The following is a 20,843-nucleotide window of genomic DNA, read 5'->3' as shown; positions in this document are numbered from 1 at the left end:
GCCGGGCTTTTCAATTCAAGACATACGCAGTTCCGAAAATGTGGGCCTCCTGTCGTTAATGACCATTTTGAGGACAAGCATAACACCGAAGTTGGACTTTTCTTGCAAGTAGTAATTAACTATCTTTGCAAAAAAAATAAAATGACACAAAGTAACGTTCGGGTGCGTTTTGCTCCCAGTCCCACAGGTCCGCTGCACATCGGTGGCGTTCGTACGGCACTTTTTAATTATCTGTTTGCTAAAAAACAGGGCGGCACATTTATTTTGCGCATTGAAGATACCGATAGCACCCGATTTGTTCCCGGAGCCGAGGCATACATCAATCAATCGCTGAAATGGCTGGGGTTGCAAGTGGACGAGGGCGTTAATGAGGGCGGCGCTTATGGTCCCTATAAACAGTCGGAACGACGAGAAATATATAAAAAGTATGCACAACAGTTGATAGATACCGGTTGGGCTTACTATGCTTTTGATACGCCGACGGAGCTGGATACCCTGCGTTCTCAATATGAAGCTGAAAAGAAGATGTTTGCATATGGTGTTGCTACACGTGGCAGTCTGAATAACTCTCTTTCGCTTTCGGAAGCTGAAACAGATAGTCTGCTTTCATCGGGAGTCGATTATGTTATTAGGTTTAAAATGCCAGATAATGTGGAAGTTAGAACTACAGATCTGGTGCGTGGCGATGTTACATTTAATACCAATACCCTCGACGATAAAGTGCTTTATAAATCAGTTGATGGCTTACCTACTTATCATCTGGCCAATATTGTTGATGATTATCTGATGAAAATTTCGCACGTTATACGTGGTGAAGAGTGGTTGCCTTCTTTGCCTTTGCATGTAATGTTATACAGGGCTTTTGGGTGGGAAGACGTAATGCCTCAGTTTGCTCATTTACCGTTAATTTTAAAACCCAGTGGTAAGGGGAAGTTAAGCAAACGCGATGGAGATAAAGCAGGGTTTCCTGTGTTTCCGCTGGAATATACTTCACCTGCCGGTGATGTCTCGGTTGGCTATCGTGAGTCGGGCTATTTTCCTGAGGCTGTTAATAACCTTTTGGCGTTGCTCGGTTGGAATCCCGGTGTTGAACAGGAGTTGTTTTCATTGAAAGAGTTAACGCAGTTGTTTACTCTTGAGCGCGTGAATAAATCTGGGGCGCGCTTCGATCCAGAGAAGGCAAAATGGTTTAATCATCAGTATTTAATCAGAAAGAGTGATACTGAATTGGCTCAACTCTATCTGCCTGTTCTTAAACAGAAAGGGTTTGCGCCGGCGGTTGATGACGTTGCGGTGATTGTTGGAATGGTGAAGGAACGTGTGCATTTTGTCTCTGAGTTGTGGGAGCAGACATCGTTCTTTTTTGAGGCGCCTCAGAGCTATGATGAAAAAGTGACCAGAAAACGATGGAAAGGCAGTATCCCTTCTTTTATGGTTGACGTGACAACTTTGCTGGGCAACTTGTCTGAATGGAAGGCGGACGCGCTAAAACAGGCCGTGTCAGATTTAATAACTACCAGAGAGGCGAATTTTGGAGCCGTGATGAATGCGATGCGCTTGGCTTTGGTGGGAGGTAGTTTCGGGCCTGACTTGTTCACAATTGTCGAAGTTTTGGGCAAAAAGGAAGTGCTTCAACGACTGAATAAAGCCATAGAGATACTGCCGAAAGAATAAATTTTGAGCGAATTAAATTTAGTGCCGTCCATTTGTTTTTAAGTATTATTTGCTGGCTGGCTTTTGTCTTTGTCGCAACTTGATGAAAGTGCACGGGATTTGTTTGCCCCCATTTGGCAATATTTAAATGGATGAACCATTGCTTTTTGGCATATAATAAAAGGGGAAGAATTTTTTAATCCTTCCCCTTTGTCAATTTAAAAAGTATTTAACTCCTTATTCAACATATGTAAACCTGTCTTTAAGTCCGGCAACTTCGACTTCAAAATCACCAGGTTCGGTTACCCGTTGAAGAGCCTCATTAATAAATGACAAATCTTCTGGTTTGAGATTGAATGAGACGGTTTTGGACTCGCCGGCCTTAAGCCCGATTTTTTTAAATTTTCGCAAGCGGCGAACATCAGGCGTAATGCTGGCGTACAAATCGGATGTATATAACTGAACCACTTCTTTACCCGGTCTGCTACCTGTATTTCTAATGGTTACACCAATTTCTATTGTTCCATCACTATTAAGAGTATTTGAACTTAAGGTCAGATTACTATATTCGAATGTGGTATAGCTTAGACCAAACCCAAAAGGATATTGTATTGCAAAATCGGACTCATAATCGTAAACGCCAACCATTTTGGATTGATGTTCCGAAGGCTTATGATCGTATGTCACCAAAGAGTTGACATACAGAGGATAGGTATATGGCATTTTTCCGCTGGGGTTCACGTCGCCGAATAGTACGTCGGCAACAGCCATGCCGCCATAATTGCCCGGCAAGAAGGCATGAATAATGCCTTTCATCAGAGGCTCAATGGGACGTATGATACGCGGTCGACCTTCGTTAAGGATCAATATTATGGGCTTTCCTGTTTTGGCCAAAGCCTGTGCTAAAGCCACCTGGTTCGCAGACAATGAAAGATCATGCAAATCACCCGGCTTTTCGGTATACGAGTTCTCACCTAAGGCAAGAATAATATAGTCGACGCTGGCTGCTGCTCTAACGGCTTCTTTAATATCAACAGTCTCGTCCATCCAATATTTACCTTCGTTAATGTAACGAACCCCTTCTCGAAAAAGGACATTTTTTTTGCCCACTTTTTCCGTAACGGCATCCAGTATTGTTGAGTAGCCTTTAACAAAGGCATCGTTATTAGTCCCCTGCCAGGTGTAGGTCCATCCTCCGTTTAACGTACGCATGCTATTGGCATTTGGGCCTGCCACCAGTACCCGGGCATTCTTGGGAAGTGGTAGAACGGAATCTTTATTTTTTAATAAGGTCATTGACTCTTGTGCGGTAGCATAAGCATCATGAGCAAATTCATCGCTGCCAAATAACGGATAGTCTTTATAATGTGTCACAGGCGTTTCGAACAGATTTAGTTGCCATTTCACATTTAAGATCCGGCGAACAGCGTCGTCAATTCGTGACATGGGAACTTCTCCCTCGTTGACCAATTCAACAAGGTAATCACAGAAATCAAAATTGTAAGGAATCATCGACATGTCAATGCCAGCATTAATGGCCAGTTTCACTGCTTCTTTCTGGTCTTTGGCAACATGATCACGGTCGTGAATATTTTCAATATCTTTCCAGTCGGTTACGATAAACCCGGTAAAGCCCAATTCCCCCTTTAACAAATCGGTAAGAAGTTTTTTACTACTATGAACCGGGACACCGTTAATTAAGCCGGAATTGGCCATGACGGAACGCACACCTGCATCCACGGCAGCTTTAAATGTGGGCAGATGTCGTTCACGCAATTCGATGTCGGGGATGTAAGCCGGTGTGCGGTCTTTTCCGGACAATGGGACTGAATAACCTAAATAATGTTTAGCACAAGCGGCAATATTATTTGGATTACCTATATCATCACCTTCATAACCTGTTACGAGAGCTACACCTAATTGGCCGGCCAGATACATGTCTTCACCAAATGACTCCCATATTCGGGGAAAACGAGGATCGCGGCCAATATCCAAAACGGGCGAAAAGTCCCATGGAATAGAGGATGCGCGCGTTTCGTATGCCGTAATTTCACCGGCACGATGAACCAATGTTGGGTTCCAGGTTGCTGCCTGCCCTATTTGCTGAGGGAAAAAAGTGGCTCCGGCAGTGTAGGTGGTACCATGTATGGCATCCACACCATAAAGGATGGGGATTCCCAAGCGTGTTTCATTGATAGCCATGTCTTGAATCTGGCTAATAATAGTATGCCATTCATCAAGTGTCCGGGCTTTGTTCCCCGGTGTGTTTAATACTGAACCAATCTTGTAATCTATAAGTGCCTTACGCAGTATGGCAGTATCCAATCGAACCGGCTCGTCGGTGTGAAAGGCGTCGGCGCCTACAGTAAGGACGTCTACCGTTATCTGAGCCATTTGTCCTACTTTCTCTTCCAATGTCATCTGCGATAACAATTTTTCTATTTGAGGAATGCGCTCAACGTTGGCTGATGGGTCAATCCCCGAGGGAGAATTACAACTTAGAAATGCGGCAATTCCCGCGCATCCCAATAATAACGTTTTTTTCATTTGTCGAATATTTAGTGGGTTGATTTAAAACGAATTTAACGATATTTAGTGTAAATAGTACACTTATCTGGTTTTGTAAAGATAATAATCATTTTAAATTTGCACATCATTAGCCCAAAGGCAAAAAAATGTATTTTTTTATTTTATGCTATAAATTTATTCTTAATACTCTGTTGTAGAAAAAATATCACCTCATTTAAACCTCATCCTCCACTCATTTTTTATTCTATATTTGTAAAAAACATTACTATATAAAGATGCAAATATTGTTGTCAGTACCCGAAAATCTCGTCACAGCATTTAATGAATTATTGCCGGCCTCTCATCCTCCCTGTTTTGTAACATCGGATCCTGAGGGAAGCAAAATAGGCTCGGGTGGAGGAACCTCCTGGCTGTTAGCACAACATTTCAAAAATTGTCAGACAACAGATTTTGCCAGCTACCTGCATTCCGACCAACGAATCATTATTCATGCCGGTGGACAGAGCCGACGATTACCTGGCTATGCGCCTTCAGGCAAAGTACTGGCACCCATTCCTATATTCAGGTGGAGTCGAGGTCAGAATTTGCATCAAAATCTGATGGACATACAGATGCCTTTGTATAATCAGCTAATGAAAGCTGCGCCCCCACAAAACAGGACACTTATTGCCAGTGGTGATGTTTTGGTAATTCCAAACCAGTCGTTTCAACAACTTCCCGAAGCTGATATTATTTGCTTAGGTATATGGGTCGATCCTCATCTGGCCTCACATCATGGCGTATTCTTTACGCCTCGTGATAATGCCACCCACCTTAGCTTTATGTTACAAAAACCATCTCACGAAATCATAGAACAATTGACGAATACGCATTTGTTTATGATGGACGTTGGCATCTGGATTCTGAGCAACCGGGCCATTGAAGTGTTGATGAAAAAATGTGGCTGGACCGGCAATGATTTTATTAATAAAACACCTGATTTCTATGATCTTTACAGTACTTTTGGTACAGGTTTGGGCTCTGCTCCCACACAACCCGATCAGGAAATTTCAGCATTAAGCACCGCTATTGTACCATTGGAGCAAGGCGAGTTTTATCATTTTGGAACCAGTCTTGAGCTGATAACCTCAACAGAGGCTATTCAGAATCGGGTAAAAGACCAGCGAGCCATCTGGCACCATAAAGTAAAACCGCATCCCTCGGTATTTGTGTTAAATGCAAATTGTGGCATTCAGTTTAATTCCAACCTTCACCATATTTGGATAGAAAACAGTCATGTACCTGCGACCTGGCAGCTGTCTGATCACCATATTATTACCGGCGTTCCTGACAACAATTGGAATTTAGCTTTAAATTCCGGCATTTGTCTCGACATCGTTCCGATTGATGAGGAAACATTCTGCATACGTCCATACGGCATAAATGACACTTTTAGTGGTATGGCTGAAGACGCCGATTGGATGCATCAAAAATTGTCGCATTGGCTTTCAGTCAGAGATATTGATTTTGCGACAGCTGGCATTGACTCCACTCTCGACATACAAAACACGCCAATTTTTCCAGTGATTTCCCGCAAAAATTTATCACAGTCGTTAATTAGCTGGATGCTTTATGGCGATAATGAGATCATGAAAAATTTGTGGTTGTCAGCACCCAGACTATCAGCAAATGGCATCAGCAATAAAGCAAATCTTAAACGGTTGTTCAAACAGCGATTGGATTTTGCCCTTAATGATTTACCACTGTTAGCGTCCAATTATAAACGCAGCATTTTTTATCAGGCCGATTTAAAACAAATTGCGGCCGATTATGCATTCAACAAGCTATCGCTTCCGTCAGAGCCGGATGAAAATACATCCCCATTGGTTATTGCTTCCGATCAGATGTTTCGTTCCGAAGTTCTAAATCTTTTGGGAAAAGATGGTGAAACGCATGAAAAAAAGGCGTATGCCACTTTACAGGAATTTATAAAGAAAGCAATCCATATCCGCAGTCTGCCGCGGTTAAACGTTTTTCCCGATCAAATTGTGTGGGGCCGAAGTCCGGCGCGTCTCGACCTGGCAGGAGGCTGGTCAGATACACCTCCATACTGTTTTCACAATGGCGGCGCAGTGGTAAATATAGCTGTTGACCTCAACGGACAACCGCCGTTACAGGTTTTTATCCGTTTATCGGACGAATACAAAATTACCCTACGGAGCATCGACAATGGCGTTTCGGAAACCATTGAAACTTATGAAGAAATTGGACACTACGACAATGTCGGTTCAGCATTTTCCATTCCACGTGCCGCCTTGTGTATGGCTGGTTTTCATCCTGATTTTCAGGGACAATCTTTTGGTTCCCTAAAAGAACAATTAAAAAAATTCGGAGGAGGCATTGAAATCTCCTTGCTGGTGGCCATACCCAAAGGGAGTGGACTGGGTACCAGCTCTATTTTGGCAGCCACAATAATGGGGGCTTTGTCAGATTTTTGTGCGCTGGGCTGGGATAATCACGCGATTTGCCTCAACACGCTCATTCTTGAGCAAATGCTAACTACAGGTGGAGGGTGGCAGGATCAATATGGCGGAATTTTTCCAGGTATAAAATTATTTCAATCGCAACCGGGACTCCCCAGTAGTATAAATGTAAGTTGGTTATCCGATCGGCTGTTTAAGACACCCGAGAACAAAGATAAATGGTTACTTTATTACACTGGTATTACCCGGGTTGCTAAAAACATCCTGTCAGAGATTACACGCGGCATGTTCCTTAACGAAGGCGAGCGACTTCGGATTCTTGATGAAATAAAAGCACACGCTTTTCATCTGTTTGAAGCGATTCAAAAATGTGACTATGAAACAACTGCACGTATGATTTCCCACTCATGGCAGTTGAATAAACAATTGGACTCCGGCACAAATACGCCTGAAATTCAGTCAATTATTGATAAAATCAATAATCATGCGCTGGCCTGCAAACTTTTAGGTGCTGGTGGAGGAGGATATCTGCTAATTTGCGCAAAAGACAGTCGTGCAGCCGGGAATATTAAGCAAATTCTGCAGGATAGTCCACCCAACGACAAAGCCCGGTTCGTTGATATGACCATAAGTGATACGGGATTGCAGATATCAAGATCGTAAAGAGTGTCAGCAAGAAAACGCCATGTTTTTTCGTTATGTTTCCTTTCAGGATGATCATTAACAGGAAACCCATATTTTTCGGGCTGTGCAAGCCTTGAATTTGAACTTTATAGCTCAAACTCCCGACTTTATGGACAGCCACTAAAAAGTGTTTGTCTATAAAGTCGACGACTTCGTTATACTTGCCATAAAAACAGTCATTTACAAAAAGCAAACTCCTTAATTTTCAAAAACTTCACCAGACCTGTGTTTAAACTTTATATTTCAAACACTTAGTTTAGGGACAGGTTCTAAATGGAAATAAATAATATCAACGAAAAAAATATCGATGATAAAATTTTTATAGAGAAAAACTAAAGAAACAGATTATTCATAATCAGAGGTGTTGCGCCGCACATACTTTGAACGTAGTCGCCGGCTGCGCGGCCCGAAGCCTCTAATAAACATGTTGCCGGATCATCGTTCCACAATTCAGACATGATTATATTGAAATCATCGCGTGTATTGATATTAAAACCGCCGCCGACAGCAATAAGATCCATGGCTTCTTTAAATTTTTGGTGATTAGGACCAAAAATAACAGGAATGCCATAAGTTGCTGCTTCCAACGTATTATGAATTCCTTTTCCAAATCCGCCTCCAATATATGCGACACTACCATAACGGTAGATGGCCGACAATACGCCTATGGTATCAATAATCAAAACACGCGCTTCGGCCGGAATGGTTTCTTTAAGGTGAGAATAACGACAAACCGGCACTTCAAATTTTTGAATCAGTTCCGATATATGTCCTTCGTGCACTTCATGGGGCGCAATAATAAATTTCACATTAGAAGCAGCGCTGTTTATATAATCAGCCAAAATGGATTCGTCCGGCGGCCAGCTGCTTCCCGCCACCAGAACTCTGGCACCATGCGAAAATTCAGCCACCACGGGTAGCTCATCGGCATGTTTTGCAATGTCGGCCACACGGTCAAAACGAGTGTCGCCCGCCACAACATGGTTGTGAATACCAATCGAATTAAGCAATTTTGAAGAAGTCTCGTCCTGTACGTAAAATTGCGTTACATGGCTAAGGATTCTGCGAAACCAACCACCGTACCATTTAAAAAATATCTGCGAGGGACGAAAAATTGATGAGACGCTGTATAAAGGAATTCCGGCTTCGCTGAGTGTTTTAAAATAATGGAACCAATATTCATATTTGATGAAGAAAACTTTTTCGGGATGAATCAATTGGACAAAACGACGGGCATTACGCCGACTATCTGCAGGTAAATAAACTACCGCATCGGCCTTGTTGTAATTTTTACGCACCTCGTAGCCTGATGGAGAGAAAAACGAAAGTACAATTTTATAATCAGGTTTCGCATCCCGAATTGCTTCAATCAATGGCCGTCCCTGCTCAAACTCCCCCAACGAAGCGCAATGCACCCATATCACGGGTCCCGACAGATCGATGGCTTTCAGTTGTTTCCAGACACTGGAACGTCCTTTCACCAAAAGAGCAGCCCTCTCACTAAATAACGCCCATAGGCGAGCTCCTAAGCCAAAAACAGCAATACCCAAATTATAAAATAATTGCATACAAATTGATTCTACTATTTAATGATCACAATGTCAGCTTATCCCCGACATTTAATACTAACAACAAACTTTTTGCATTGTAACGTTTCTAAAAACAGACATCAACCTGTTTTAGAAATTTATATCGTTTCAATTGATCGTCTTTACACCTAACATCTGGCCTGCAATATCACTATTGAGACCGTTTTGTTTGACAAAGTTAATTTTAAAAAGCCACAAAAACATGCCAAAGGTTTGAAATAACAGAGTGTGACGTAGATTTCGAACATCGTTACAAAAATAGAATATACCTGTTGATGTACGTTACATTTTCGGTGGAAATACACCAAATGCCGTCAAATTCTTTTACTTTTGTAAATTGAATTTCAATCCAGAAAGATATGAATAACGACGCACCTAAACCAGAAAGTGCAGAAGTTAAAAACTTCATTTATCAGGAGATAGATAAAGATTTGGCAGAAGGAAAAAACGGAGGTAAAATACTCACCCGGTTTCCACCCGAGCCCAATGGCTATTTGCACATCGGCCACGCTAAATCAATCTGTCTCAACTTTGGTATTGCTAAACACTATAATGCAGCCTGTAATCTTCGTTTCGACGACACCAATCCCTCCAAGGAGGAAACAGAATATGTGCAGTCGATCCAGGAAGATATTAAATGGCTGGGGTTTAACTGGAAAGATGAGCCCAAATATGCCTCCGATTATTTTGATCAGCTTTACGAATGGGCTGTAAAACTTATAAAAAAGGGGAAAGCTTATGTTTGTGAGCTGACAGCAGAAGAGATCGCTGCCCAAAAAGGAACCCCTACCACGCCCGGACAGGATAGTCCATATCGCAACCGTTCTGTGGAAGAAAATCTTGATTTGTTTGAACGGATGCGTAAGGGAGAATTCAAGGATGGTGAAAAAATTCTTCGTGCCAAAATTGATATGGCTGCCTCCAACATGCAAATGCGCGATCCTATCATGTATCGTATTATGCATAAACCGCATCACCGAACCGGAACTAAGTGGTGCATTTATCCCATGTACGATTTTACGCACGGACAAAGTGATTTTATTGAAGGAATTACCCATTCTATCTGTACATTGGAATTTGAGGTACACAGACCATTGTACAACTGGTTTTTGGATCAGATTCTTGAAGACGAACCAGATGTAAAAGTACGTCCCCGACAAATTGAATTTGCACGTTTGAATCTCAACTATACGGTAATGAGCAAGCGAAAACTGCTCGAACTGGTTCAAAAAGGAATTGTTTCCGGATGGGATGACCCGCGAATGCCTACTGTTTCAGGCTTACGACGAAGAGGTTACACGCCTGAGTCAATCAGAATGTTTGCCGACCGTGTAGGTATTGCCCGGCGCGACAATGTTATCGATTTAGCCCTTTTGGAGTATTGTGTACGCGAAGACCTGAATAAGCGGGCCAAACGCGTTAATGCCGTTCTCGATCCTGTGAAATTGGTTATTACCAACTATCCAGAAGATCAGGAGGAGATGCTGGAGACCATAAATAACCCGGAGGATGAAAGTATGGGTAGCCGTACCATCCCGTTCAGTCGTGAATTATATATTGAACGGAATGATTTTATGGAAGAGCCACCTAAGAAATTTTTCCGTCTGGGACCTGGACGGGAGGTTCGTCTAAAAAGTGCCTACATAATAAAATGTGAGAGTTTTAAAAAAGATGCTGAAGGCAATATCACGGAAATAGTCTGTACATACGACCCTGAAACCCGAAGCGGAATGCCGCAAAGTGACCGAAAAGTTAAAGGAACCTTGCACTGGGTATCTGCCAAACATGCTATTGATGCCGAAGTTCGCCTGTACGATCGGTTGTTTATGGATGAAGAACCCGATGGGCATAAAGGGGTGGATTTTAAAGAATTTCTGAATCCTGACTCGTTGAAAACATTAACCGACTGTAAACTAGAACCTTCATTAGCCGGGGTAAAACCGTTGGATAGTTTTCAGTTTCAACGTATCGGCTATTTCTCGGTCGACAAAGATTCCACTGCTGAAAAAATTGTTTTTAATAAAACGGTGGGATTAAAAGACAATTGGAATAAAAAAGGAAAGAATAAATAGATCCGGGAAGGGTGACACCACTTTAGAAATAAAAAACATCCGACGCCTTAATTGGTGCCGGATGTTTTTTTGTTTTTTTGCGGTTTATGGGCGCGGAACAGGGAATCTTAAATTCTTATTTCCATGCGTCCACGAAGGCCAAAACGGGGCCCCATTTCTGATTGAGACAAACGCCAGACGGCATCGATCCGAAAAAAACGAAGAATATTCTCCACGCCAACGCCAACTTCCGAGTAGGGATCACTATTGTAGGGTGATATGGACACAGGAAAATCGAGTAATTCTTTATGTCTGTCTGAGACTTGGCCCACCATTGCTTTAACGCTTAAAACTTCACGTAATCCCAGATGTTTTATCAAGGGCAAACGTTTAAACACAAATCCATTTAAACGGTATTCAACAAACGTATGCAGATAACGGTCGTGTACAAATTCCAGGTTATTCATCATATTGAAATTATAGCTCTGGAATCCATATGTTTCGTTTGCCCTTGGAATGTCAAGCAATGGGAAGGGCACTGAGCCAACAATCCAGCCACCTTCAAAGGCATAATCCATACGCATCTGCCCCATATAAAAAAAGTGTTTCAAGCTGGCATGGATGCGTCCATAGGGCTGTTCTCCATCTATATTGGCCATTCCCCCGGCCAATGACAAATTGATGATTGGATAAGGCGTTGACATGTACATGCGACGATAACCATAATCCAAAAACTTCTCTTTCCACGACCACCTGAAGTTGAAATTTAATTCAGATACATCAAATGAAGGTACCTCAACACCACTGGTGGTGAAAGGATAAAACTCAGGCGAATACATCGTGGTGTATGAGGCGGTCGATTTGATTGTGAAGCCTGTGCGGATTTCTTTTTCTAAAGTTCCCAGAATACGACGCCTATGCATCAGCTCATCCAGCTTGTCGCGTTTAAATATGGATGAAACCAGATTGCTTTCGGATGTGTGTTGTTTGTTTTCATACAGCATAAGAATCTTTTCATTCTCACCTATCAAAACAATGTCATCCGAGTACTCTAATTTAATCAGGTTCCGTCGGGGTGTCGGTAACATATAGCCGCCTCCCAGACGTCCGAGCCACTGCTCGTTACGGGTACCGTAACCAACACCGCCCCACAGACTAAAATATTCAGAAAGTTCAGAACTGGTGCGCCCACCTATGAAAAGATGTTTTCCTTCCACCTCGTTCAGATTAAACAAATAATCATAAGGTCCTAATTCCCATTGACCCAAATCATAATAGCCACTGATTGTCATCTGGGCCACATTATCCAGTATTTTAATGACCGGCAAATTATTCACCTTTTTTATGGAAGCGCTAAATACAACGTTATCTTCATGTACACCCGCCGGACGGGCCGATAACCAATAGGTTGAATCACGTTTGTTGTACTGACGTTCTTTCACACTTTCATACGTCAATCGCGGATGGCTGAGTACAACCTCCTCTTTCCTATCCACTTCCACATCTGAAAAAATCATGCTATTAACCGCCTGTAACTCCACACGTCGATTGTTTTTCTGTAATTCAACCGGCATATAATCAATAATAGAAGTCACCTCTGATTTTGAAAAAAAAGGAATGGAGTCATTTACTAACCGGTAATCCGAAGATAATTTTAACCCTTTTATAAAATTCAAATGATTATTATTGGTGAGTTCCGCCTCTACATTGACCAAGGAAAAATAGTTGTCTTCGACCGACATTTGACCGGTAAAAGTATTGTCACCGATTCTACGTGGCGTAAACCGAACGGTGAATGTTTTTCCGGCATCGGTAACCACTGAGTCAAGCAGATAATAGTTGTAGAAAAACCAGCCATTGTCGGCCGCCGGGCTTATAAAACTATGTCCCAGTATTTGAATGGTGTTATTATAAAAATTAATACCATTATCGAGACCGGAAGTAAAACCTGCTATTTCAGTATCCTGCAGCATTCCCAGTCCATTGGTAATATCTGCTTCAATGGTCGATTTACGTCGTGGCGGGTTGTTTTGGATTTCATTGTAAACAATTTGCTCGGAGAAATAAACAGGAAGAAACCGCCTTCCGTTCTCATCATATTGAAATGCATCCTGAGCCTTATCGAATAAGCGCCAGGACTGCATTTGGTCGCCTACATTGTTAATCTGATAGTTCCAACGGTTATATCGGCGAAAGGCATAATTTTTAATGTTATCAGGATTGTTCCGGTTTTTGTGAGTCACAAAATTACGCATAAGACTTCGTACCGGACCTTCATCGGGTTTTACCTGTATTTCATTCAGGGCAAAAACAATCGGTTTTAAGGCGATATTAAAACTGTTGACTACCCCATTTTGAAGAGGAAGTGTCTTTGGCTCATATCCTACGGTCGATATTTTAAGAGAATCTATCGGTTGTTTAATTTCTATTCGAAAGCGACCTACAGTATCGGTCATCACGCCAACGGTTGTCTTGTTAAAGGTGACACTTACATAAGGCAAAGCCTCATGCGTTTCCGCATCAAAAACGACGCCGGTAGCCACGGTTGTTTGGGCAAATGATTGCACTGTCAGTAAGAAAGAGCTGAAAAATAACAAAAAGCGGTTATACATTTTTTTTGGGTTATTACCAGCATAATATGGTATTAGGAAAAAGCAAAGGTAACAATGGATGTCAGAAGGTTAAAACTAACAGGATTGTACCTGTAAAAAAACATTCTAAAACGACCAAAATTGATCGTCAAATAACAGACTCTGTTAAAAATTAGAGTCTGTTGAATAACAACAGACTCTATACATTTACAAATATAATCAATAAACAAGTGACATCATATAAAAGATAAGAATTCAGTCATCCTTACAATTAGTACGAGTCTGTCTCTAAAGTTCAACTTCTGTGTTATGCTTGCCATCAAAATGGTCATTTACATAAGTAAGTTCACATTTTTAAGCTTCACAAGCCTCAAAAAAGAGGCTTGTTTATGTGCCACAGGAGTAGGTAGACGCTAGTTCACAGGAGATATAACAAAGCCATAGCTATAGGACTTATCTGTTAAACGGTACTCATTATGTGTCCAGGCGCCCCAACTGTCATCACCGCCCACGCCCATTTGTTTAAAATCGACATCCACAGCTGTTAGATCACGTTTCTTAACATCATTAGTATGGCGCTGTACGGCGCGTTTCTCGCCTGAAGGAATACGGCCGTCAGTACGACGAGGAGATTCAAAATCTTCAATCAGGTTATGATGAGCCGACACTTCCAACAATTGATTTCCTGTGAATTTTAATCCTTTGCCTTCTGAATTGGTTATCGACATCCAACGCACATCGGTTTTATTGCCATTCTCCTGCGGACGAATATATGGCCAGTATTGATCAGCAACAGATCCGGAGTAAAGATCTACAAAAGCACCAGTCTTTCGATCTTGATAAGACTCCTGCGGACCACGTCCGAACCATGTCATTTGGTCAAATTGAGAAGGCATTATCAAAGTCATACCCATACGTGGAATTTCAGGCAGGCCGGGCTGAGTCATCACGAAAGTATTTTCAACCTCAACATTTTTATTCCCTTTAACCAGATATTGACTGGTATAAGAAGCGATCTTTGCGCCATCATTATTCAGCAAGTCAAACGTCAACACCACCTGTATCTCTCCTTCCGACAGTTGGTTGACTCCGGTGGCTGTCACTTTACGGTTCTCGCCGGCCTTGCGCCACATACGTGAACGCACGGGCATGTCATTGCCAAAATCATTATCAGTGGGTGCGCGCCACAAGGAAGGCTCCGGCCCGCTTTGCAACATTTCAATGCCGTCAGCAGCAAAACCCGTCATAACTCCTTTGACCAAATCAAATGTTACAGTAAAATTCTGACCGCTAATAATTAATGTATCACCATTTGTTTGATGCGTTAATGGGGATAATACCTCTGTTTTGGATGAACCGGGAATATCTATTGGAAGTTTAAACTGCTCGGCAGCCAGGACTGTCCCCGCAGCAAGTAGTCCGTCATTTTTCTTTAAAGCCGCCGTTACGGTCAGATAATATTCAACACCTGGTTGAACCTCAAAATTCATATCAACCTTTGCATTGGCTTTTTGATCGGGCGCTAGTGCGATATTATCAAAAGAGCCGGATTGAACCTTCTCGCCATCGCCTTTAATCACCCAACTAAAATCAAACTTATTGGTATTAATAAAACCATACTTATTTTCAATGGTAATAATACCCTTACTAAGATCTACAGGACGAAATTTGATGTACTGATAAACTTTTTTCACCTCCAACAAAGCTGGTTTAACGCCCCTATCGGGGTTCACCAATCCGTTAATACAAAAATTGCCATCAGAGGGAACCGTATCGGGACCAAAATCGCCACCATAAGCCCAATATTTTACGCCGGCAGAATCTTTGGTTAAAAGGCCTTGATCAACCCAATCCCAAATAAAGCCGCCTTGTAAAACCTCATACGATTCAATTACATCCCAATAGTCCTGAAGATTTCCAACACTATTGCCCATGGCATGAGCATATTCACATTGAATGAGCGGCTTTCGGGGATCTTTTTCGGCATATTGTACCAAATAATTAATACGCGCATACATAGGGGCATTAATATCAGTGTTACGCCCTCCGTGTGCCTGCTCATACTGAACCGGCCGACTCAATTCAACCGACTTTAGATAGTCGTAAGTGGCGTCGAAATTAATACCATTACCGGCTTCATTACCTAACGACCAGATGATCACCGAAGGTTGATTTTTATCCCGTGCAAACATATTGCGTGTCCTGAACAAATGCGACGCTTTCCAGGTCGAATCTTTAGCTAACGATTGAGCGCCATAACCCATTCCGTGCGACTCAATATTGGCTTCATCAATTAAATAAAGACCATAACGATTACAAAGCTCATACCAGCGCTCGGGTTGCGGATAGTGAGAAGTGCGTACCGCATTGATATTATGAGCTTTCATCGTTTTAATATCTTTCAGCATCGTGGCCTCATCCACAACATGACCGGTAATATCGTGATGTTCATGTAAATTGACCCCTTTCAAATAAATATATTGTCCATTAACCAAAAGCGTATTTCCTTTGATTTCTATCCTTCGAAAACCTACATCCTGCCTGATAACTTCCAGTACGGTATCATCCGCATTTTTCAAAGCAATAAGTAATTCGTAAAGATTAGGGGTTTCTGCGGTCCAACGCTTCACCTGTTCATACGTAGCAGTAAAGTTAAATTTCCCGTCTTTGATTTGTCCTGAAAATTGATCTAACAAAACGTCCCCATTTTTAAGAGATGCTTCAATGGAACCCTGCGCAGTTCCGGCAACATCAATGGAAAGCTCAAATTTTCCGGTCGTATAATCATCATCCAGACCCGCCTCAACGCGAAAATCACGAATGTGCATTTGCTCGCGGGCCATCAGGAATACGTCACGGGTGATTCCGCCCAAACGCCAGAAATCCTGATCTTCTAAATAACTTCCGTCACTCCATTTATACACCTCAACAGCCAAAGTGTTATTCCCGGGCTTTAAATATTTTGTAATATTAAACTCAGCAGGTGTCTTACTATCTTCACTGTAACCAACCTGAAGCCCATTGACCCACACATACATGGCAGAGCTTACAGCGCCGAAATGAAGATAAATATCTTTTCCTGACCAGTTATCCGGAATCGTAAAACTACGCTTGTACGAACCCACCGGATTATAATTATCCTGAATAGATGGCGGTGTTTTCGCAAAAGGATACTGAGAGTTAGTATAAATAGGATAAGTGTAACCCTCTAATTCGAAATTGGAAGGCACCTTGATGACGGACCACTTACGGGTATCATAATCATCTTTAAAAAAATAGAAAGGTCGTGATGATGGGTTATCGGAATACTTAAATAACCACTCACCATTTAATGACTGAACCAACGACGACGCCCATATATCATTGGCATCCACCTCTTCCTCTGAAGCAAAAGGCACAAACCAGGCTCTTGGGCTCTCTCTGTTTATCTCATTCACAGCCGGATTTTCCCAATCGGCCGGCACTTTTTCGTCAAACGGAACATCGGCATAATCGTTATAATTTGTGCACGAATACAACGCAAGTCCAATGATTAATCCAAATAGTTTTTGCATCATGTGTTAGTTTGAAAGAGTTTTAATATTTAAAAAACTAAGATACAAGATTTTTTTATGATAAAACGTCACCTCGTTTTTTTTATGTCGTGTTTGTCCGGGAACTTTCGCGTTATATAAAAAATCTATTTTTCGAGAATTTCATGTGTTTATAATTTGTTTCTCAGTTACCATATGGAAATTCTCTATTGGTATTTGCTCTATTCGTAAGCAGGTTCGTTTTGAAGCTCGTAAAATGTGAGTTTACTCCCGTAAATGATCATTTTGAAAGCAAGCGTAGCGCAGAAGTTGGACTTTATAGACAGGCTCTATTTAGAGTCTGTCTATAAACGAAGTGTTTAAAATATAAAGTTCAAATTCAAGGCTTGCGAAGTCATAAAAATCAAGGAGTTTACTTTTCGTAAATGACTGTTTTTACGACAAGCATAACGCAGAAATTGACTTTATAGACAAACACTATTTAGATCCGTTTGGTTGATATTCAGAAAAAATTATGGACTATATTGGCAAATAACGTTTGCTAAATTGTAACTTGAAAAAAGTCTCCCTGGTTTTAATTGCATAATATTGACGGGCGATTGTTAATTTTATCTAATTTTACCGTTCCTCGAAATAATAAAAAATGAGTTATAACCGGATTATATTTGTTTTTCTTGGTTTGTTATTGACAAACAAATTGTTTGCTATGAGCGAACAGTCTGATTCGCTTCTTGTAATTCCGAATATTGAAGAACTTGTTGCTTTAAAAGTTAATGCGGATGATCGTAGGGTTCTGGAGTTATTCCTTGATTCCATAAAGGAAGAAGTAACTCCTAGAACCATGGATTTGGTAAATGGGTTGGTGAATTTTTATGTGGCGGAGAAAGCCTACGAAGAATCGCAATGGGCCGAGGCAGACGATTTTTATCGGAAAGCTTTAAACAGTTTTGTTTTGATAAATGATTCTGCTAAACAATCCGTTATTCATAATAACATTGGATTGGTTTGTTATTATCAGGCTTTTTATGATGATGCCCTGAAGGCTTTCTCTAATTCGCTTGAAATAGATCTGTTAAGAGGCAATACATTCGGTGCCGCACAATGTTACCAGAATATGGGGTTGGTGTTGGAAACAAATGGGGAGATTGATAGGGGCATTTCAATGTATTTAAAGGCGTTGGATGTTTATGAGGAGCTACAGTCTTTAAATGAAATGGCTAGCCTTTATAACAATTTGGCGGCATGTTATGCCCGGTCCGATCGATTGGAGAATGCTGAAAAATATTATCTGAAGGCGTTGGACATCGTTCACAATCAGAGTGACGCCAAAACAGAGTCTCGTGTTCTTTATAATGTTGGGTCGTTACTGATTCGATTAAAGCGGTATGATGAAGGGAAGGATTATATCGAGAAAGCGATGGTTCTTTTTAAAAGTAATCATGATAAAGTTGGGGAGATTAATGCCTATTCCTTATTGGGTGATTTATATAAGGACCAGAAGGACTATTATCAGGCGTTGTTTATGTACCAGTTATGCGATAAACAGTCTGACAATTTGAATTATAGGGATATGAAACTCTCTAATCTTTTTTCCATTTATTCGACGTATAAACTATTGGGCGATTGGGATGATGCTTTGATTACATTTGAGAAATATGTGGCATTGAAAGATTCCATGCGTGTTGATAATCATCTTTTCGACAGCGGAATTATGGATCAACAAACGGAGCAGAAGCTTTTAGACAGAGATTTGGCGCTGGCCAAAAATCAACGTCGAACCCGTTTGTTCTCTGGTTTTATTACGGTCTTGTTTTTATTTGGCATTTTGATGTTTATTTGGGCGCTTCAATCCAATAGACGGGTTAAGAAAATAGCGGGGAATTACCGTCTGCAGGAAGGATTGCTCCGCGAAAGACTTGACCCTGATCTTTATCTGCCTTTAGTTATTGGTTATAATGAAGAAGCGTCTGAAGCATCAAAACAACGGGAACAACTGGTAAAACAGATGCTCGATCTTTCGGTGAGGCCTAATATTGTTTTAAAGCAGGAAATGGATTTGGTTCGTGTTTTTTGCGATTTTCGTGGCGCCGCACAAACAGGTTTGAAAATAAATCTGCAGATAAAAACTAATCTTGAAGGACGCTTAGATAGCACGATTGTTCCAGCACTGTTTTGTCTTAAATTTCTGAGTACTGTTTTTAAAAATAACGTTGTTCATTCAGACCAGCAGCTAAATATAAATATTGGTTTTATACAAAGGAATAATGTGATTGAGGTCATTTTTGAGGATACAGGCATGTTGTTTCCGGAGGCTGTGCGGATTGAATTGATGCAATACTACCAGGATGTTGTAAGAGGTAGTTATATTGAAACTTTTGATTTCCGAACCAGACGGGAACGAATGCGGTCCATTGCCGCGACATCGGTTGAAGAGCGAATCTGTGTGGGCGAACGATGCGGAAATCGTATTCGGTTTAAACTACCTTATATTACTGTTTAGGTTTATTTTCGACCGAAATCGGCTGGTATTTCGCCCCATTTTTTTGTATCCCATTTTAAAAGTGGCTGTGAATACTGGTTTTCACGCAGCCATTTTTCGGCTCTTCTAATCACTTCAAATAGAGACGCTGTAGATGTATCTTCAGGCAGTTTGGTGCCGCATTTCTTTTTCTTTACCCACGCTAAGGCGGTGGCTGAATCGGTGTAAACCGGCAGGTTGAGTTTTTTCTTTTTTAATTCGGCCAATCCATGCACAATAGCCAGAAATTCGCCAATATTATTAGTTCCCAAAGGAAATTTTACCAGAAACCATTGTTCCCGGGTGCCAACATGCACGCCACGATATTCCATTACGCCCGGATTACCACTGCATGCCGCATCAACCGATAAGCTATTGGCTATGATGGACGCGGTTTTGCCATTAGCTGTTTTATTATTAGTGCTGTTGTTTAGGATGTGCCAGGGATTTTGTTTAAAGGCCGCTTCGGCTTCTGCTTTGGTGGCAAATCCTTTAAATATCGCTTTCTCGAACCCGAAGACTTGTGACTGGCAGTCGGCCCAGTTGCTATAGATGCCGGGCTGACGTCCCTTCCAGACTACATAAAACTTGGTTTTACTCATATACCTTTGATTTTTGGAATTAAATCAATAAGCAATGTTGACAAATTAGATAAAAACAAGCGAATGGATATGGCGAGCAAAATTATGCCGAAGAATTTCTTCATGACGTAGACGCCACCACTTCCAATAAATCGTTCTATTTTATTGGTGTATTTCAATACAATAAATACGATAATAATATTGAGCAATAAGGAAAGAATAATGTTGATCAGGGCAAATTCGGCTCTTAGTGTAAGCAGTGTCGTGAACGAACCAGCTCCTGCCACCAGCGGAAATGCAATAGGTACAATTGAAGCCCCGGCGGGTGAGTCGTGTTTGAAGAGTTCTATGCCCAATATCATTTCTATGGCCATAATAAACAGGATAAAAGCACCCGCTATGGCGAAGGAAGATATGTCGACCTGGAATAAACCCAGAATGGCCTCTCCCAAAAATAGAAAAACGATAAGAATAACGAATGATATGGCGGCGGCCTGAAAAGCACTTACTTTACCTCCTTTATTACGTATATCGATGATTATGGGTAGTGAGCCAAAAATATCGATCACTGCAAACAGGACAATAAAGCCTGATAATATTTCCAGAAAATTTAAGTGCATATAGTTTTATTTAAAGCGGTTATTTGATGTTT

General features: G+C 41.3%; 10 protein-coding genes. 4 read left to right on the top strand and 6 right to left on the bottom strand.

Features of this window, described 5'->3' with window-relative positions:
- The first annotated feature begins 141 nt into the window (after positions 1–141).
- Positions 142–1,674: a glutamate--tRNA ligase gene (gene gltX / locus ACT3CD_RS04720; protein ID WP_444643410.1), complete on the top strand. Its 1,533-nt coding sequence runs from the start codon at positions 142–144 to the stop codon at positions 1,672–1,674.
- A gap of 216 nt (positions 1,675–1,890) precedes the next feature.
- Here the strand turns inward: gltX and ACT3CD_RS04715 are convergent, their stop codons facing one another.
- Positions 1,891–4,200 carry a glycoside hydrolase family 3 N-terminal domain-containing protein gene (locus ACT3CD_RS04715; RefSeq protein ID WP_444643408.1) on the bottom strand — a complete coding sequence of 770 codons (2,310 nt, stop codon included), beginning with the start codon at positions 4,198–4,200 and terminating at the stop codon, positions 1,891–1,893.
- Positions 4,201–4,457: 257 nt separating this feature from the next.
- Here ACT3CD_RS04715 and ACT3CD_RS04710 point away from each other — a divergent pair, with 257 nt between their 5' ends.
- Complete coding sequence (locus ACT3CD_RS04710) at positions 4,458–7,307, top strand: bifunctional fucokinase/fucose-1-phosphate guanylyltransferase (RefSeq protein ID WP_444643406.1); 2,850 nt, start codon at positions 4,458–4,460, stop codon at positions 7,305–7,307.
- Positions 7,308–7,660: 353 nt separating this feature from the next.
- Here the strand turns inward: ACT3CD_RS04710 and ACT3CD_RS04705 are convergent, their stop codons facing one another.
- Complete coding sequence (locus ACT3CD_RS04705) at positions 7,661–8,896, bottom strand: 3-deoxy-D-manno-octulosonic acid transferase (protein WP_444643405.1); 1,236 nt, start codon at positions 8,894–8,896, stop codon at positions 7,661–7,663.
- Positions 8,897–9,276: 380 nt separating this feature from the next.
- On the opposite strand from ACT3CD_RS04705, the gene ACT3CD_RS04700 reads away from it, so the two are divergent.
- The gene (locus ACT3CD_RS04700) at positions 9,277–10,989 is read left to right on the top strand and encodes a glutamine--tRNA ligase/YqeY domain fusion protein (protein WP_444643403.1); all 1,713 of its coding nucleotides are present in this window, start codon (positions 9,277–9,279) and stop codon (positions 10,987–10,989) included.
- Between the two features lie 107 nt (positions 10,990–11,096).
- On the opposite strand, the gene ACT3CD_RS04695 is transcribed toward ACT3CD_RS04700, so the two are convergent.
- Positions 11,097–13,580, bottom strand: coding sequence for a DUF5686 family protein (locus tag ACT3CD_RS04695; RefSeq protein WP_444643401.1), 2,484 nt, complete (start codon positions 13,578–13,580; stop codon positions 11,097–11,099).
- A 392-nt stretch (positions 13,581–13,972) separates the two neighbouring features.
- Positions 13,973–17,116 (bottom strand): glycoside hydrolase family 2 TIM barrel-domain containing protein, encoded by a 3,144-nt coding sequence (locus ACT3CD_RS04690; RefSeq protein ID WP_444643399.1) that lies wholly within the window; start codon positions 17,114–17,116, stop codon positions 13,973–13,975.
- 682 nt (positions 17,117–17,798) lie between these two features.
- Between ACT3CD_RS04690 and ACT3CD_RS04685 the strand changes: the two genes are divergently transcribed.
- Complete coding sequence (locus ACT3CD_RS04685) at positions 17,799–19,592, top strand: tetratricopeptide repeat protein (RefSeq protein ID WP_444643397.1); 1,794 nt, start codon at positions 17,799–17,801, stop codon at positions 19,590–19,592.
- Between the two features lie 2 nt (positions 19,593–19,594).
- On the opposite strand, the gene ACT3CD_RS04680 is transcribed toward ACT3CD_RS04685, so the two are convergent.
- Both ACT3CD_RS04680 and ACT3CD_RS04675 read right to left on the bottom strand, forming a co-directional pair.
- The gene (locus tag ACT3CD_RS04680) at positions 19,595–20,212 is read right to left on the bottom strand and encodes a ribonuclease H1 domain-containing protein (protein WP_444643395.1); all 618 of its coding nucleotides are present in this window, start codon (positions 20,210–20,212) and stop codon (positions 19,595–19,597) included.
- A complete protein-coding gene (locus ACT3CD_RS04675; protein WP_444643393.1) occupies positions 20,209–20,811 on the bottom strand; it encodes a MarC family protein in 603 nt (200 codons plus the stop codon). The genes ACT3CD_RS04680 and ACT3CD_RS04675 overlap by 4 nt, the downstream gene beginning before the upstream one ends.
- Positions 20,812–20,843 lie beyond the last annotated feature (32 nt).

This window comes from Geofilum sp. OHC36d9, from assembly GCF_052400685.1.
In the GTDB taxonomy this organism is placed as follows: domain Bacteria; phylum Bacteroidota; class Bacteroidia; order Bacteroidales; family Marinilabiliaceae; genus CAZHHH01.
The sequence above is the reverse complement of the archived record's forward strand: the minus strand, read 5'-3'. Positions and strand labels throughout refer to the sequence as shown.